General features: G+C 66.0%; 17 protein-coding genes. 12 read left to right on the top strand and 5 right to left on the bottom strand.

Annotated features, from left to right (window positions below; translation table 11 throughout):
- The first annotated feature begins 20 nt into the window (after nucleotides 1-20).
- From purF to D0901_RS20040, 9 genes are all read left to right on the top strand, one after another.
- Nucleotides 21-1,538 (top strand): amidophosphoribosyltransferase, encoded by a 1,518-nt coding sequence (gene purF / locus D0901_RS20080; RefSeq protein ID WP_129142076.1) that lies wholly within the window; start codon nucleotides 21-23, stop codon nucleotides 1,536-1,538.
- A gap of 11 nt (nucleotides 1,539-1,549) precedes the next feature.
- Entirely contained in the window at nucleotides 1,550-2,746 is a 1,197-nt protein-coding gene (locus D0901_RS20075; protein WP_129142075.1) for an O-succinylhomoserine sulfhydrylase, read from the top strand.
- 146 nt (nucleotides 2,747-2,892) lie between these two features.
- Nucleotides 2,893-3,576, top strand: coding sequence for a type 1 glutamine amidotransferase domain-containing protein (locus D0901_RS20070; protein WP_129142074.1), 684 nt, complete (start codon nucleotides 2,893-2,895; stop codon nucleotides 3,574-3,576).
- 149 nt (nucleotides 3,577-3,725) lie between these two features.
- Nucleotides 3,726-4,286: a cytochrome b gene (locus tag D0901_RS20065; protein ID WP_129142073.1), complete on the top strand. Its 561-nt coding sequence runs from the start codon at nucleotides 3,726-3,728 to the stop codon at nucleotides 4,284-4,286.
- Nucleotides 4,287-4,323: 37 nt separating this feature from the next.
- Entirely contained in the window at nucleotides 4,324-4,902 is a 579-nt protein-coding gene (locus D0901_RS20060; protein WP_129142072.1) for a YceI family protein, read from the top strand.
- Between the two features lie 223 nt (nucleotides 4,903-5,125).
- The gene (locus D0901_RS20055; protein ID WP_129142071.1) at nucleotides 5,126-6,265 is read left to right on the top strand and encodes an ABC transporter ATP-binding protein; all 1,140 of its coding nucleotides are present in this window, start codon (nucleotides 5,126-5,128) and stop codon (nucleotides 6,263-6,265) included.
- 90 nt (nucleotides 6,266-6,355) lie between these two features.
- Nucleotides 6,356-7,456, top strand: coding sequence for an extracellular solute-binding protein (locus D0901_RS20050; RefSeq protein ID WP_129142070.1), 1,101 nt, complete (start codon nucleotides 6,356-6,358; stop codon nucleotides 7,454-7,456).
- A 67-nt stretch (nucleotides 7,457-7,523) separates the two neighbouring features.
- The gene (locus D0901_RS20045) at nucleotides 7,524-8,777 is read left to right on the top strand and encodes an ABC transporter permease (protein ID WP_129142069.1); all 1,254 of its coding nucleotides are present in this window, start codon (nucleotides 7,524-7,526) and stop codon (nucleotides 8,775-8,777) included.
- 4 nt (nucleotides 8,778-8,781) lie between these two features.
- A complete protein-coding gene (locus tag D0901_RS20040; RefSeq protein WP_129142068.1) occupies nucleotides 8,782-9,633 on the top strand; it encodes an ABC transporter permease in 852 nt (283 codons plus the stop codon).
- A gap of 22 nt (nucleotides 9,634-9,655) precedes the next feature.
- On the opposite strand, the gene D0901_RS20035 is transcribed toward D0901_RS20040, so the two are convergent.
- Nucleotides 9,656-10,789, bottom strand: coding sequence for an FAD-dependent oxidoreductase (locus D0901_RS20035; protein WP_162500929.1), 1,134 nt, complete (start codon nucleotides 10,787-10,789; stop codon nucleotides 9,656-9,658).
- A 315-nt stretch (nucleotides 10,790-11,104) separates the two neighbouring features.
- Here D0901_RS20035 and dkgB point away from each other — a divergent pair, with 315 nt between their 5' ends.
- Nucleotides 11,105-11,917, top strand: coding sequence for a 2,5-didehydrogluconate reductase DkgB (gene dkgB, locus D0901_RS20025; protein ID WP_129142066.1), 813 nt, complete (start codon nucleotides 11,105-11,107; stop codon nucleotides 11,915-11,917).
- A gap of 166 nt (nucleotides 11,918-12,083) precedes the next feature.
- Nucleotides 12,084-13,367, top strand: a complete 1,284-nt coding sequence (locus D0901_RS20020) for an MATE family efflux transporter (RefSeq protein WP_129142092.1) — start codon at nucleotides 12,084-12,086, stop codon at nucleotides 13,365-13,367.
- A 3-nt stretch (nucleotides 13,368-13,370) separates the two neighbouring features.
- Here D0901_RS20020 and D0901_RS20015 read toward each other — a convergent pair whose 3' ends face one another.
- The 3 genes from D0901_RS20015 to D0901_RS20005 are packed head-to-tail and all read right to left on the bottom strand — an operon-like array spanning nucleotide 13,371 to nucleotide 15,097.
- Nucleotides 13,371-14,012: a LysE family translocator gene (locus D0901_RS20015; RefSeq protein WP_129142065.1), complete on the bottom strand. Its 642-nt coding sequence runs from the start codon at nucleotides 14,010-14,012 to the stop codon at nucleotides 13,371-13,373.
- Nucleotides 14,013-14,046: 34 nt separating this feature from the next.
- Nucleotides 14,047-14,628 carry an exopolysaccharide biosynthesis protein gene (locus D0901_RS20010; protein WP_129142064.1) on the bottom strand — a complete coding sequence of 194 codons (582 nt, stop codon included), beginning with the start codon at nucleotides 14,626-14,628 and terminating at the stop codon, nucleotides 14,047-14,049.
- A 58-nt stretch (nucleotides 14,629-14,686) separates the two neighbouring features.
- Nucleotides 14,687-15,097, bottom strand: coding sequence for an NINE protein (locus D0901_RS20005; protein ID WP_129142063.1), 411 nt, complete (start codon nucleotides 15,095-15,097; stop codon nucleotides 14,687-14,689).
- A 482-nt stretch (nucleotides 15,098-15,579) separates the two neighbouring features.
- On the opposite strand from D0901_RS20005, the gene D0901_RS20000 reads away from it, so the two are divergent.
- Entirely contained in the window at nucleotides 15,580-15,783 is a 204-nt protein-coding gene (locus tag D0901_RS20000; RefSeq protein WP_031382855.1) for a cold-shock protein, read from the top strand.
- 234 nt (nucleotides 15,784-16,017) lie between these two features.
- Here D0901_RS20000 and D0901_RS19995 read toward each other — a convergent pair.
- On the bottom strand, nucleotides 16,018-16,581 hold a 564-nt coding region (locus tag D0901_RS19995; RefSeq protein ID WP_482194153.1), incomplete at its 5' end, for an aldehyde dehydrogenase family protein.

Genomic DNA, 16,581 nt, shown 5'->3' with positions numbered 1-16,581 from the left:
TGCAAGCGAGGAAAGGCGGAATGTGCGGTATCGTGGGCCTCATGGCCACTCAGCCGGTCAATCAGGCGCTCTATGATGCGTTGACGGTGCTCCAGCACCGGGGGCAGGACGCCGCCGGAATGATGACCTGGCACGAAGGACGTTTCCTGCTGCGCAAGAGCAATGGACTGGTGCGCGACGTCTTCCACACGCGTCACATGACCCGGCTCAAGGGCAACCTGGGCATCGGCCACGTGCGTTATCCGACGGCGGGCTCCTCGAGCGAGGCGGAGTCGCAGCCGTTCTACGTCAACTCGCCGTACGGCCTGGCCCTGGCGCACAACGGCAACCTGACCAACTCCGACCAGCTCAAGCAGGAGCTCTACACCACCGACCTGCGCCACATCAACACCAGTTCGGACTCCGAGGTGCTGCTCAACGTCTTCGCCCACGAGCTGGGCAAGCAGGGCCATCACCTCAACCCCGAGGACATCTTCGACGCCGTGCGTCGGGTGCATCGTCGCTGCCGGGGCGGTTATGCCGCGGTGGCGATGATCAACGGCTTCGGCATGGTCGCCTTCCGCGATCCGCAGGGCATCCGCCCGGTGGTGTTCGGTACCCGCGAGACCAGCGAGGGGCAGGACGTGATGATTGCCTCGGAATCGGTGGCGCTGGACGTCGGCGGCTTCGAGCTGACCCGGGATCTGGCGCCGGGCGAGGCGATCTTCGTCGACATGCAGGGACGTATCCGTACCCTGCAGTGCGCCGATAATCCGGTACTCGCGCCGTGCATCTTCGAGCACGTCTACCTGGCGCGTCCCGACTCGATCCTCGATGGCGCCTACGTCTACGGCACGCGCATGCAGATGGGCCGTCGCCTGGGCGATCGCATCCTCCAGGAGTGGCCGGAGCACGACATCGACGTGGTGATCCCGATCCCCGACACCTCGCGGACCTCCGCGCTGGAGCTCGCCCAGCACCTGGGGGTGACCTTCCGCGAAGGCTTCATGAAGAACCGCTACATCGGGCGGACCTTCATCATGCCGGGACAGACCCAGCGCAAGAAGTCGGTGCGCCAGAAGCTCAACGCCATCGACATCGAGTTCGCCGGCAAGAACGTGCTGCTGGTCGACGACTCCATCGTGCGCGGCACCACCTGCAAGCAGATCATCCAGATGGCCCGCGAGGCCGGTGCCAACAAGGTCTACTTCGCTTCCGCGGCGCCGCCGGTCCGCTATCCCAACGTCTACGGCATCGACATGCCGGCGGCCAGCGAGCTGATCGCCCACGGCCGCAGCGAAGCCGAGGTCGGCGAACTGATCGGCGCCGATCGGATCGTCTATCAGGACCTCGAGGATCTCAAGGCGGCGTGTCGCGAGGTCAATCCGACGCTCGAGCAGTTCGACTGCTCGGTGTTCGACGGTAAGTACATCACCGGCGACATCGACGAGGCCTACCTGGCGGCGCTGGAGGCCTCGCGCAACGATGCCGCCAAGACCCAGGGCGACAACGTCCATGCGGTGGTCGACCTGCACAACGACGTCGAGGACGACGGCTAGGGAGCGCTTCCATGCAACACGACGATTTCGACACCGACGCCCTGTCGCTGGAGACGCTGGCGGTTCGCGCCGGCCACGTGCGTACCGCCGAGCAGGAACACGGCGAGCCGATCTTCACCACCTCGAGCTTCGTCTACCGCAGCGCCGCCGAGGCGGCGCGCAAGTTCGGCGGAGAGGAGCCGGGCAACATCTACTCGCGCTTCACCAACCCCACGGTGCGCATCTTCGAGCAGCGTCTGGCGGCGCTCGAGGGCGGCGAGCGTTGCGTGGCCACCAGTTCCGGGATGGCGGCGATTCTGTCCACGGCACTGGCCCTGCTCGAGGTCGGCGACGAGATCGTCGCCTCGCGCTCGCTGTTCGGCTCCACGGTGAGCCTGTTCAGCAAGTATCTGGGCAAGTTCGGGATCATCACCCGCTATGTGGAAGTCGATGATCTCGACGCGTGGGAGGCGGCGATCACCCCGCGCACCAAGCTGCTGTTCGCCGAGACGCCGTCCAACCCGCTCTCCGAGCTGGTGGACATCGCCGCGCTGGCCGAGATCGCCCATCATCACGGCGCCTGGCTGGCGATCGACAACTGCTTTCTGACGCCGGCTCTGCAGCGCCCGCTGGAGCTGGGGGCCGATCTGGTCATCCATTCCGCCACCAAGTACCTGGACGGCCAGGGGCGGGCGATCGGCGGTGCCGTGGTGGGCCGCGACAAGGAGCTCGAGGAGCTGTTCGGCGTGGTGCGCACCTGCGGGCCCTGCATGAGTCCGTTCAATGCCTGGATCTTCCTCAAGGGGCTGGAGACGCTGGGCGTGCGCATGCGCGCCCACTGCGAGAACGCCCTGGCGCTGGCGCGCTGGCTCGAGGCCCATCCGGCGGTCGAGTGGGTTCACTACAGCGGGCTCGAGAGTCATCCGCAGCACGCCCTGGCCACACAGCAGCAATCGGGCTTCGGGGCCGTGCTGGGTGTCGAGGTGACCGGCGGCCGCGAGGGGGCCTGGGCGGTGATCGATGCCACCCAGTTGATGTCGATCACCGGCAACCTGGGCGACGTCAAGACCACCATCACCCATCCCGCCACCACCACCCACGGACGGCTCTCGGCGGAGCAGAAGACCGCTGCCGGCATCAGCGAAGGCCTGATCCGCATCGCCGTGGGCCTGGAGGGGCTCGACGACCTCAAGGCCGATCTGGCCCGCGGGCTCGACACCCTGGTCTGACGCGGCCGGCCGCCACGCCTAGCGGTTGTCGTGCCCGGACCCGCGAGGCCCCGCCTGACGGGGCCTCGTGATGGCGGCTTGAAGCCAGGGCGCGTCATCACCATATCCAGGGTCAGTCACCCATCTCCCGCCAAGGAGGGAATGCGATGAAGATCCTGATGGTCCTCACCTCTCACGACAGTCTCGGTGACACCGGCCAGAAGACCGGTTTCTGGCTCGAGGAATTCGCCGCGCCGTATTACGTCTTCAAGGATGCCGGCGCCGAGATCACCCTGGCGTCGCCGGCCGGCGGTCAGCCGCCCGTGGATCCCAACTCCACCCAGGAAGACGCCCTGACCGAGGCCACCCGGCGCTTCGAGCAGGATGACGCGGCCCGCGAGCAACTCGCCAATACCCGGGTGCTGGCCACGGTCAATCCCGAGGACTTCGACGCCGTGTTCTTCCCCGGCGGTCACGGCCCGCTGTGGGACCTCACCGGCAATGCCGACGCCGGCAAGCTGATCCAGGCGTTCCTGGCCGCCGAGAAGCCGGTCGCCGCGGTCTGCCATGCCCCGACCGTGCTGCTCGAGGTGCGTGACGAGGCCGGCAAGCCGGTCGTCGAGGGTCGTCGCGTCACCGGCTTCACCAACAGCGAGGAAGCGGCGGTGGGGCTGACCGAGGTGGTGCCGCATCTGCTCGAGGACGAGCTGGTCAAGCGCGGAGCCCGGTTCGAGCGCAGCGAGGGCGACTTCACCGCCTTCACCTTGCGCGATGGCCTGTTGATCACCGGACAGAATCCCGCCTCCAGCGCACCCACTGCGGATCTCCTGCTCCACGTGCTGCGGCAGTGACCGCCCGCTTTTCCGTCTCACGCGAAGATGATCCGGGCTTTCGGGCCCGGATTGTTTCGTCTGGGTAAAGGCTGCCTTTCCACTCGGGTGGCTGTCCGACATCGCTGGCGCCGCTATGCTGGATCCCTCGACCACCTCGGAGACGACCCATGTGGCGCAATACGCTTCACGGCTGGGGACTGCTCAGCATCGTCATCCATGGCCTCAGCGCATTGGCCGTGATCGGCCTGTTCGCGCTCGGCTGGTGGATGACCGGCCTGGGCTACTACGACGGCTGGTACCACCTGGCGCCATGGTGGCACCGCTCGCTCGGCCTGTTGCTGCTGGGTGTCACGCTGCTGCGGGTGCTCTGGCGGCTGGTACAGCCCACGCCGAGGGCTCCCGGCTCGCGTCTCGAGGCGCGCCTCGCCCATGCCGGTCATCTGCTGCTCTACGCCCTGCTGTTCGTGGTGCTGGTCAGCGGCTATCTGATTTCCACCGCCGAAGGGCAGGGCATTCCCGTCTTCGAGTGGTTCACGGTGCCTGCTCTGGTATCGGGGTTGCCGAACCAGGCGAGTATCGCCGGCGACGTTCACTGGTACGTGGCCTGGGCGCTGATGATCCTGGTGCTGGGCCACACCCTGGCGGCGTTCAAGCATCACTGGCTCGATGGCCACGATACGCTGCGTCGCATGTTCGATCCGCGTTTGTCACAACGCTCACCCGAGTGACGGCACCTCGCGTGCCGCTATCCAAGGAGTTCATCTCATGTTGAAAAAGACCGCCATCGCCCTGCTGGGTGCCTCGAGCCTGTTGCCGCTGGCGACGCAGGCCGCCGAGTACAAGATCGACAGCGAAGGGCAGCATGCCTTCATTCAGTTCAAGATCAGCCATCTGGGCTATTCCTACGTGTTGGGTAACTTCGATGACTTCACTGGTTCGTTCGACTACGACCCGGATCAGCCCGAGCAGTCGAGTGTCGATGTCACCGTCGATGTCGCGAGCCTCGATTCGGCCCACGCCGAACGTGACAAGCACCTGCTCAGCAGTGATTTCCTGAATGCGTCCAAGTATCCGCAGGCGACCTTCGAGTCGACCGGTTTCGAATCGACCGGCGACGGCGAGGGCAAGCTCGAGGGCAACCTGACGCTGCACGGCGAGACGCAGCCGATCGTCATCGATGTCGATCACATCGGGGGTGGCGAGGACCCGTGGGGGGGCTATCGTCAGGGCTTCGAAGGCACCACGACCCTGACGCTGTCCGATTTCGGCATCGATACCAGCAAGCTCGGGCCGACGGCCAAGACCGTCGATCTCTATCTGGTCGTCGAGGGCGTACGCCAGTAATCCCGCCGGTGGCCGAGCGAGCCGACGCTCGCTCGGCCGCTTCCTAGTCAATGCACGGTCAACGTGCAGTGCCCCCCTTCAACGCTGATTGTCCCCTGGGGCGGTTGTGGATCGCCGCTTTCGGCGCGTAGAGTCATTGGAAAGCGACAAAAAAAGATCTCCCTGCAGTCCGGCACGCCGAGTAACAACATCCAATAAAGACACTTTGCGTAGGGATCACTGCATGACCCAAACCCTAGAAGCCGAGCCTCGGGTCTCCCGGGCCGATTCCCCCGACGAACCCTGTTTCGCCCGCTTCATCGACGTGCAGAAGAGCTACGACGGCGTCGAGCTGGTGGTCAAGGGGTTCAACCTCGACATCCGCCGCGGTGAATTCGTCACCCTGCTGGGCCCATCCGGCTCCGGCAAGACCACTTGCCTGATGATGATGGCCGGGTTCGAAACCCCCACCCACGGCCAGATCCTGCTCAAGAACGAACCGATCAACGACCTGCCGCCGCACAAGCGGGGTATCGGCATGGTCTTCCAGAACTATGCGCTGTTCCCGCACATGACGGTGGCCGAGAACCTGGCTTTTCCCCTCGAGGTGCGGCATCTCTCCAAGGCCGAGATCGAGCGCAAGGTCGAACGCGCCCTGGCCATGGTGCGCCTCGACGGTTTCGGCGATCGGCGTCCGGCCCAGCTCTCCGGCGGTCAGCAGCAGCGCGTCGCGCTGGCGCGGGCGTTGGTCTTCGAGCCCGAACTGGTGCTGATGGACGAACCGCTGGGGGCGCTCGACAAGAATCTCCGCGAGGAGATGCAGTACGAGATCAAGCGCATCCATGCGGACCTGGGGGTGACGATGATCTACGTCACCCACGACCAGACCGAGGCGCTGACCATGTCGGACCGCATCGCCGTGTTCAACGATGGTGTGGTCCAGCAGCTCGCCTCGCCCGACACGCTCTACGAGCAACCCGACAACGCCTTCGTCGCCTACTTCATCGGGGAGAACAACCGCCTCCAGGGCGAGGTCGTCGAGCTGGACGGCGAACGCTGCGCGGTGCGTCTCGACAGCGGCGAGCACGTGATCGCCAAGCCGGTGGCCGTTGACGCCGTCGGCGCGCGCACGACGCTGTCGCTGAGGCCCGAGCGGGTCGCGCTGGTGAGCGCCGAGTCGGCGCAGCCGCTCGACAACCGCTTCACGGCGAAGGTGCTCGAGGTGATCTATCTCGGCGATCATCTGCGCACCCGGCTGTCGGTGTGCGGCAACGACGAGTTCATCATCAAGACGCCCAATGCGGATGGCTTCGCGACCCTGCGGCCCGGCGACACCGTCGATGTCGGCTGGACGTTTCGCGATTGCCGCGCGCTCGACGCCTGAACGATCCCGATCCTCCTTTCCCGAATGGTCCTGCGGCGGCGCAGCGCAGGCCGATCAAGAGGCATGCCAACAACAAGCGGAGAAACGAGCATGATCAAGAAAACGCGATTCAAGGGAACCCTGGCCGGCGCCGTGGGTGTCTCGGCCCTGGTGGCCGCCGTGGCGGCGCAGGCCCAGACGCTGAATATCGTCTCCTGGGGCGGGGCGTACAGCGAAAGCCAGCAGAAGGCCTATCACGAGCCGTGGATGAAGAAGACCGGCGACGAGATCGTCAACATCGATCGCAGCTCGAACGCCCTGGCGGGGCTACGTGCCCAGAGCCAGGCGGGCAACGTGACCTGGGATCTGGTCGACATGCTGCCGGCCGATGCCATGATCGCATGCGACGAGGGACTGGCCGAAACGATCGATGCCGACGCCTTGCTGGCCGACGCGCCCGACGGCACGCCGCCGAGCAAGGATTTCATCGCCGGCTCGCTGGGTGAATGCTTCGTGCCGCAGATCGTCTATTCCAATGTCGTCGCCTTCAATACCGAGATGTTCCCCGCGGATCATCAGCCCAGCACCATCGCCGACGTCTTCGATCTCGATAAGTACCCCGGCAAGCGGGCGCTGATGCGCAAGCCGATCAACAATCTCGAATGGGCGCTGGTCGCCGACGGTGTCGATCCCAAGGACGTCTACGATGTGCTGTCGACCGACGAAGGGGTGGCGCGGGCCTTCGAGAAGCTCGACACCATCAAGGATCAGGTGATCTGGTGGGAGGAGGGCGCGCAACCGCCGCAACTGCTCGCCGATCAGGAAGTCGCCTTCGGGTCCGGTTACAACGGGCGCTTCTTCAACGCCGCCGTCGCCGAGGGGCAGCCGTTCAAGATCATCTGGGACGCCCAGGTCTTCGAGCTCGACGGCTGGGTGGTACCCACCGGCAAGCTCGACAAGGTCAAGGACTACCTGAAGTTCGCCACCGATACCCAGCGCCTCGCCGACCAGGCCAAGTACATCTCCTACGGGCCGGCGCGCAAGTCGTCCTCGGCGATGGTCACCACCCATGCCGCGACGGGCATTCCCATGAAGACGCACATGCCCACCTTCCCGCCCAACTTCAAGACCGCGATCCCCAAGGACAACACCTTCTGGGCCGACCACAACGACGAACTGACCCAGCGCTTCAACGCCTGGCTGGCCATGTGAGTCCGGCGCGCCGCTCCCGCCGGGAGCGGCGTGTCCGTCGTGTCGATTTCCTGACGGAGGGGCCTGTGTGTCCGATTCATCCTCGTATCCCCTGACCACCGCCGACGGCGTGCCGCTGAAGACCAGCCTGCGCCGCGCCGTGCGGCGTTCCAGGCTCAAGGCGCTGCTGCTGGTATCGCCCTTGCTGGCCTTTTTGCTGATCGCCTTCGTGATGCCCATCGCCGAGATGCTCTGGCGCAGCGTCGACAATCCCGAGGTGGCCACCGCGCTGCCGCGCACCGCCGAGGCTCTGGCCGACTGGAACGGCGAAGCGCTGCCCGACGAAGCCGTCTACGCCGCCCTGGCCGCCGATCTCGAGGCGGGCGACAAGGCGCGCAGTCTGGGCAAGATGGCCAGCCGACTCAACTACGAGAAATCCGGGATGCGCTCGGCGGTGATGGGCACCGCGCGGCGCATCGAGGGGGTCGAGCCGCCCTACAAGCCGGCGCTGATCGCCATCAACGCCGACTGGGGCGAGCTGGCCACCTGGCGCGTCATCCAGCGCGAGTCCTCACCCTATACGCTCTCCTATTACCTGGCCGCGATCGATCGTCAGTATTCGCCCGACGGTGACATCGTCGCGGTGCCGGAGTACATGCAGGTCTACGTCGGGCTGTTCTGGCGGACCTTCTGGATGAGCGCGGTGATCACGCTGTTGACGCTGTTGCTCGGCTATCCGGTCGCCTTCCTGCTCGCCAACCTGCCGCTGCGCCACTCCAATCTGCTGATGATCCTGGTGCTGCTGCCGTTCTGGACGTCGCTGCTGGTGCGCACCACCACCTGGATCGCGATTCTCCAGTCGCAGGGGGTGCTCAACGACATCATGGTGGCGGTGGGGCTGATCGCCGACGACGCCCGCTGGCAGATGATCCACAACAAGACCGGCACGATCATCGCCATGACCCACATCCTGTTGCCATTCATGATCCTGCCGCTGTATTCGGTGATGAAGACCATCCCGCCGAGTTACATGCGCGCGGCGCGCTCACTGGGCGGCAAGCCGCTGCTGAGCTTCCGGCGGGTGTACTTCCCGCTGACCATTCCCGGTATCGCCGCCGGCGGCATCCTGGTGTTCATCCTGTCGATCGGTTACTACATCACGCCGGCCCTGGTGGGTGGGCAGTCCGGTCGCTTCATCACCAACTACATCGCCTATCACATGCAGACCTCGCTCAACTGGGGCCTGGCGGCGGCGATCGCGTCGATCCTGCTGCTGGTGGTGATCGTGCTCTACATGCTCTTCAATCGCCTGATCGGCGTCGACAAGGTCAAACTGGGGTGATGCCATGGCTCTTCCATCCTACGCCACGCGCGGCGAGCGCCTCTGGCACTACGTCTTCCTGGGCTTGTGCGCGCTGATCTTCCTGTTCCTGATCGGCCCGCTGCTGGTGATCATCCCGCTGTCGTTCAACGCCGAGCCCTATTTCACCTTCACCCGGGCGATGGCGCATCTCGATCCGTCGGGCTACTCCCTGCGCTGGTACCATGAATTCTTCACCTCCAGCGCCTGGCTCGACTCGATCAAGAACAGCTTCATCATCGGTATCTCGGCGACGCTGCTGGCCACGGTGCTGGGCACCATCGCCGCGCTGGGACTGACGAGCCGGCACATGCCGGCGCGCGGGCTGATCATGGCGCTCTTGATCTCGCCGATGATCGTGCCGCTGATCATCTCGGCGGCGGCGATGTTCTTCTTCTTCTCGAAGATCCACCTGACCCAGACCTACCTCGGAGTGATCCTGGCGCACACCGCGCTGGGCATCCCCTTCGTGGTGATCACGGTCACCGCCACGCTGTCGAGCTTCGACACCACGCTGATCCGGGCCGCCCACAGCCTGGGCGCGAACCCGGTGCGGACCTTCTTCAAGGTGGTACTGCCGCTGGTGACGCCGGGGGTGGTCTCGGGGGCGCTGTTCGCCTTCATCACCTCGTTCGACGAGGTGGTGGTGGTGCTGTTCGTCTCCGGACCCGAACAGCGCACCATGCCGATCCAGATGTGGTCGGGCATTCGCGAGGAGATCAGCCCCACCATCCTGGCGGTGGCGACGCTGCTGGTGGGACTGTCGATCCTGCTGTTGACCACCCTGGAGCTGCTGCGGCGTCGCGGCGAGCGCCTGCGCGGCCTGAGCCCGGGGTGAGTCGCGCGCACCGGACGGGGCCTCAGCGGCCCGTCCCGGCGCGGTAAGCGGCCATGAAGCGGTGGTCGAGTCGGCGCTTGAGGGCGAGTGCCGAGCGCCCTCGCCACCAGAATCGTCCCCACAGGCCGAGGCCGCGTCCGTCGCCCAGGTTGAGAATCGACAGGTAACGCCGCTGTGGCTGGAAATGGCGCGGGGCGGCGCCGGTCAGCCGGGCCTCCAGATTGGCGAGCAGCACCGGCCCCTGGCGAACACCGAACACGCCCAGCTTGGGGTAGGGGGCGTGTTCGAGCCAGGCGCAGTCGCCGACGGCGAAGATCCGCGGGTCTTCCGGAGCATGCAGGGCCGGCGTGATCGCGAGCCCCTGACGGGCATCGCTGCGCAGGCCGAGTTCACCCACCAGATCGGGCGCCACCAGACCGCTGGCGAGGAGCACATGGTCGGCGCCGACCTCGCTGCCGTCGTCGAGTCTCAGCCGCCCGGGCTCCCAGGCCACCGCCGAGGCCGCCAGTTCCAGCCGGGCGCCACGCCGGTACAGACGCCGGGCGACCCAACGACTCGCGCTGCGTGGCGCCTCGGGAAGCAGGCGCTCACTGGCGCTGACCAGGCTGATCTCGAGTTCGCGGCCGTAGCGTTCGCCCAGACCCAGCAGGTTGGCGGTGAGCTCGACGCCGGTGGGGCCGCCGCCGATCACGGCGAGCCGTGGCAGGGGGGCCTGTTCGGCGAGCGCCGTTTCCAGCAGCTGGCGCAGCCGCCAGAGTCGCCCGACCGGCTTGGCCGGCCAGACGTGAGCGTCGCCGCCGATGCCGATGATGGCGTTGGTGGCGACACGGCTGCCCAGGTTGAGCGACAGCAGATCGTAGGCCAGGGGCGGTGACTCGGCCAGGCGCAGTTGCCGTGCCTGGCGGTCGATGCCGACCACCCTGTCGTCGATCACCTCGCCGCCGCCGGCGCGGATCAGCGCCGCCGGGTCGAGACGATCCTCGTCGTCCCGGTAATCGCCGCCCAGCATGCCGCTGGCCATGCCGGAGTACCAGAAGTCCCCCGGCGAGATCAGGGTGACGTGGGCCCCCCGCTCGATCAGGCGCTCGACCCGGGCGGCCAGGTGCAGGTGGGCGTGGCCGGCCCCCACCAGCACGATGTTGGTGGTCTCGTCCATGGCGTGTTCTTCGCTGCTAACCTGACACGAACCTACCATCGTCCGTCCCCGGGGCGGAATTTTTTTACCCCGGATCAGTCATTAGAGAACTAAGGAAATGCTGAATAAATCGACGAGCGTGATGAAGCGCGAGGCGCATGGAACGCAGAAAACGAGACATAACATGAAGTTAGGCGAGTTTTCGAGTACCACGCAACGAAGCGATTCGCTCGCGCAGGCATTTATGCAGCGTTTCCCTAAGCATCCCGCAAGACACACCGCTGCCGGTCGTCCGCCGCCCGACAGCGTCTTCACCGCAAGGAAAGGAGTCACGCAATGGCCCAGGCAGAGATTCCCGACATCGGTATGGGCACCTACCGGCTCAAGGATCAGGAGGCCGTCGCTGCGGTGTCCTCGGCGCTCTCGCTGGGGTACCGGCACATCGATACCGCCCAGATGTACGACAACGAGGCGGCGGTCGGCGAGGCGATCCGCCGCAGCGGCGTCCCGCGCGACGAGATATTCCTGACCACCAAGGTGTGGTGGGACCGTCTGCGCCACGACGACTTGATCGCCAGTCTCGAGGAAAGCGTGCGGCGACTGGGCGTCGAGGGCGTCGATCTGGCACTGATCCACTGGCCGTCACCCGGCGACGAGGTGCCGATGTCGGAATACATCGGTGCCCTCGCCGCAGCCCGCGACAAGGGGCTGACACGCCACATCGGCGTGTCCAACTTCACCATCGCCCATCTCGACCAGGCGCTGTCGGTGCCCGGCGGCGAGCACATCGTCACCAACCAGATCGAAGTCCATCCGTTTCTCGCCAACCAGGCACTGGTCGAGGCCTGCCAGGACCTGGGAGTCACCGTCACCGGCTACATGCCGCTGGCGGTGGGCAAGGTGATGAACCAGCCGATACTGCACCAGATCGCCGCCGATCACGATGCCACGCCGGCGCAGGTGGCACTGGCCTGGGTCGCCGCCCGTGGCATCGTGCCCATACCCTCGTCCTCGCAACCCGAACACCAGAAAGCCAACCTCGCGGCGCTCGACCTGACGCTGTCGGACGAGGCCATGGCGCGAATCGAGCACCTCGATGTCGGCGAACGGATCGCCAATCCCGGCTTTGCCCCTCGCTGGGACGAGTGACGGTTCGAGGGTCGCTGCCGAGGCCGGTTCCCTGTAGCCGGCCTTTTTCACGGCCTGCGATTGGGCTGTCATCCGCGACATGCCAGAATGCGCCACCCCGCATGTCCGATAGGGAGAACGCGTGAGTTCCTCGTTACCTCGTCAACTCTGGCGACAGACCTGGCCGATGGCGGTGGGCGTGCTGTCGCTGCTGGGTTTCCAACTGGTCGACAGTGCCTTCATCGCCCGGCTGGGGACCGCGCCGCTCGCCGCGCAGTCGTTCACCTTCCCGCTGTCGTTTCTGCTCATCGGTGTCCAGGTCGGTATCGGCATCGCCATCGCGGCGCTGATCTCGCGGGCCCTGGGGGCCGGGGAGGCGGACCGGGCCCGCCGGCTGGGGGCGCTGGTGCTGATCGGCGGCGGTCTGCTGGTGGCCGTGCTGGCATTGGTTCTGTATGGCCTGCAGACCCCGCTGTTTCGCGGGCTGGGTGCTCAGGCGACGCTGCTGCCGCTGATCCGCGACTACTGGAACCTGCAACTGCTGGCCGCCTGGCTGGGGGCGGCGTTGTATTTCGGCTACAGCCTGTTCCGCGCCCACGGCGATACCCGGCTGCCCGGCAAGCTGATGGTCGTGACCAGTCTGATCAACCTGGTGCTGGATCCGCTGCTGATCTTCGGTATCGGTCCCTGGTCGGGGCTCGGGCTGCCGGGCGCGGCCCTGGCCACGGCCATCGCCTTCGCCATTGGCCTGCTGGTGGTGGGCAATCGGGTGCGCCACACCGACTGGCTGACCGGCCGCGGGCTCGTCGCCGAAGCCCGGGTGTCGACCCGTCCCTTCCTCGCCATCGCCGGCCCGGCGATGGTCAGCCAGTTGATGCCGCCACTGGCCGCGATGCTGGCCACCGCGGTGGTCGCCGATCTGGGCGAGAGCCGGGTGGCGGCCTGGGGGTTGGCCAGCCGGCTCGAGACGGTATCGCTGATGGTGGTGCTGGCGCTGACCATGTCGTTGCCACCCTGGCTGGGGCGATGCTACGGCGCCGGTGACTGGCCGCAGATTCGACGCCTGATGGCGCTGGCCTTCAGGGTGGTGGTGATCTGGCAATTGTCGCTGGGCGTGATCATGGCCCTGCTGGCCCCCTGGCTGGCCGTGCTGCTGTCGGGCAATCCCGACATACAGCATGGCCTGGCGACCTTGATTCGCGCACTGTTGCCCAGTTATGCGCTGCTGGGGGTGTGCATGATCGTGGTGTCCGCCGCCAATGCACTGGGCTGGCCGCTGCGCGCGATGCTGATGTCCGGTGTTCGGTTGCGCAGCGGCCTGGCTGCTCTTTCGCCGCTCGCTGGGGGAGCGTGGGAAGCTAGTGGAAGGAGCCGAGTCAGGGCGGATCTGACCCGCTTATCGTCGAGGAACCGCTTGTTGGAGCGCATGATACGTATCACGACCGTGCCGGCACGGGGCGGCGACCCTTGAGGGTCAGGGCCGCTGCTGCAGGGCCAGCTTGATGCCGAAGGCCACCAGCACCGTGCCGGTCACCGTGTCGAGGGTCCGGGAAAGCCAGCGCTTGGCCAGCCAGTGGCCGGCGCGACCCACCATCAGGGCAATACCGATCTGCCAGAGGTTGGCGATCACGAAGTGCACCCCGGCCAGCCACAGCGACTTCAGCAGCGCCGGATCACCGGGGGCGATGAACTGCGGCAGGAAGGCCATGTAGAAGACCACGGTCTTGGGGTTGAGGACGTTCGACAACAGGCCTTCGCGGACCGGTTGCCAGACGCCGACCCGTTGCTTCGCGCCGGTCACGCCGGCCACCGGCAACGGCGTGCCGCGCCGGGCGCTGAGCAGGCTCTGTACGCCCAGCCAGACCAGATAGGCGGCCCCGGCAAGCTTGAGCGCAGCGAAGGCCCAGGCCGATTGCAGCAGGATCAGCGAAATCCCCAGCGCCGACACCGTGGCATGCACGAACAACCCGCAACAGATCGCCAGACTGGTGAGAATGCCGTCGCGCACGCCGCCGCGTACGGTGTTGCGGATCACCAGCAGGGTGTCCACGCCCGGGGTGATGCTCAGCAGCGTGATGGCGAGCAGAAAGGGCAGGAACTGGGCATCGATCAGCATGAAGGTCCTCGTTGGCCGGGGGCGAGAAGCCGACTCAGGGTAACAGCCAGCGCCAGATCACCAGGGCGCCGATTACCACCACGGCCAGGCCGAGCACCATCAGCAGGCCATCCTCCGCGGCCAGGCCAAGGCCCATCAACGCGATGGCCAGCGCCGGCAGGGCGGCGGCGAAAGGCAGCAGCTCCAGCGGCATCATGGAAAGCGCGAGCAGGGCGGCCAGCAGGGCGATCAGTCGCCGCGATACCGGATTGAGGAGCCCCACCAGGCGCGGCTTCAGCAGCCGGTCGAAGCGTTGCGTCCAGGGGCGTACCTGGACGACCGCTCGATGGAAGCGTTCGTGGTCGAAGCCGCGCTCGCGCAGGCGGCGCGGCAGCCAGGGCGAATCCTTGCCGAGTGCGAGCTGGATGGCCACCATGGCGATGAACAGGCCGCACAGTGTCGGGATCCCGGGAATGGCGCCCGTGGGCAGGACCACGATCAGGGCGGGGACCACCAGCAAGGGCCCGAAGCCGCGCGAGGCGAAGGTGTCGACGATATCCTGCAGGCACAGTTTGCTCCCGGAGTGGGCTTCATCCATGCCATCGAGCAAGCCGGTCAGGGCCATGCGTTCGGCCATGTCATACTCTCCTTGTCGTTGCAGTGGGCGTTTCCCTACGCCCGTGGCTGGGCGGCGCTTACAGGCCGCGACGCGCGTTCTTGTAGGAAATCTGGTCGTTGAGCGTCCAGAAATCGTAGAGGATCCCGATCAGGAACAACCCGCCGGTGATCAGATAAAGGAAGCCGGTCACCCACTTGCCCATGTACATGCGATGGATGCCGAACACGCCGAGGAAGGTCAGCAGCACCCACGCCGCCGTGTAGTTGATCGGCCCCGCGCGAAAGCGGATGTCGGCCTGACGGTCCATGGCCGGGATCAGGAAGAGGTCGATCAGCCAGCCGATGCCCAGCAGGCCCAGCGTCAGAAACCAGATCGTGCCGGTCACCGGCTTGCCGTAATAGAAGCGATGGGCGCCGGTGAAACCGAACAGCCACAAGAGATAGCCGATCGCCTTGCTGTGAGTGTTGCTGGATGCCAGTTGTGTCACGCCGCTTCCTCGTTGGTTCCGGGATCTAGGGATGGTCGGACGATACCATGTTCGGCAGGTGAAGCAGGAGTGCGTCGAGGTTCACGCCGGGTGATGCCGCCGCCCGCGCAAGCGATGACTCACCTCGGCCGATTCGCTGTCGCGCGGGGCGCTATCGCCCGGCACGAGCGAGGTCGCGAAGCCTCGGCCCGTCTCGCCAAACAGGGTGTCGACTTTCTGGACGTCCCCGGTTTTTCCATCTATGGTGCTTTGTGCGGGCATCGTAACGCGTAAGACCCTCTCAACGTAGCTTGACGTGGTTCGAGGCAATGATGCATCATCCGCTGCGTTGGTTAGCAAGTAGAATAGCGTCAGTTGTTGTCGACCCTTCGAAGACTCTGAGTGCGCATTCCCCTCTTGTCTTACCCGCGCAATTTGGGCAAATGGCGTGGAATGGTCCGCGTTAGCCCAGCACCATCATCCGCAAGTAAGGAAATCGACAAATGGCAACTGGCACTGTCAAGTGGTTCAACGACACCAAAGGCTACGGCTTCATCTCTCCCGATGACGGTGGCGATGACCTGTTCGCTCACTTCTCCGAAATTCAAGCTGAAGGCTTCAAGACCCTGCAGGACGGCCAGAAGGTCTCCTTCGAAGTCACTCAGGGCAAGAAAGGCCTTCAGGCTGCCAACATCAAGGCGCTCTAAGCCCTGATGGCGCGCATGCGCCGCTATCGCCTCTCCAGAGGGTGAATCGCGACATGCGTGCTTGACCGTTCAAGACGGTAAGGACCCCGGCACATTGCCGGGGTCTTTTCGTTGGGGCGTCCTTGGCGATCCGCTGACACGCGGGTGCCAGCGTGTCGGGCCAACTGCGCGATCAAAAAACGGGACGGCCGGAGCCGTCCCGTCAGTGCCATGCGCGAGTGGCGCCGTCGGCGCTCAGCCCTCGCGCCGGCCGTCGACCAGCCGCTTGAGATCGAGCGGATTGGCCTCCTTGAGTGCCTCGGGACGCAGCGCGTCCGGCAGGTTCTGGTAGCACACCGGGCGCAGGAAGCGATGGATCGCCGCCGTGCCCACCGAGGTGGTGCGCGCGTCCGAGGTCGCCGGGTAGGGCCCGCCGTGAACCATGGCGTGGCACACCTCGACCCCGGTCGGCCAGCCGTTGACCAGGATGCGCCCGGCCTTGCGCTCGAGGATCGGCAGCAGCGCCCGGGCGCTGTCGAGATCGGCGTCGTCCATCTGCAGGGTGGCGGTGAGCTGGCCTTCCAGGTGCTCGGCGACCTGCCGCACTTCCGCCTCGTCGGCGCACTCGACGATCAGCGAGCTGGCGCCGAACACCTCGGCCTGCAGCCGCTCGTCGGCGAGGAAGTCGCTCGCCGCGGTGACGAACAGCCCCGGCTGGCACTGGTTGGGGCTCTCGCCCAGGCTGCCGCGGGCCACCTCGCGGGTCTTCTCGTGGCTCGCCAGGCTGCTCACGCCCTGTTCGTAGGCGTCATGGATGCG

It is taken from the genome of Modicisalibacter coralii (assembly GCF_004117855.1).
Lineage (GTDB): Bacteria > Pseudomonadota > Gammaproteobacteria > Pseudomonadales > Halomonadaceae > Modicisalibacter > Modicisalibacter coralii.
This window is presented reverse-complemented; position numbering and strand designations above follow the sequence as displayed.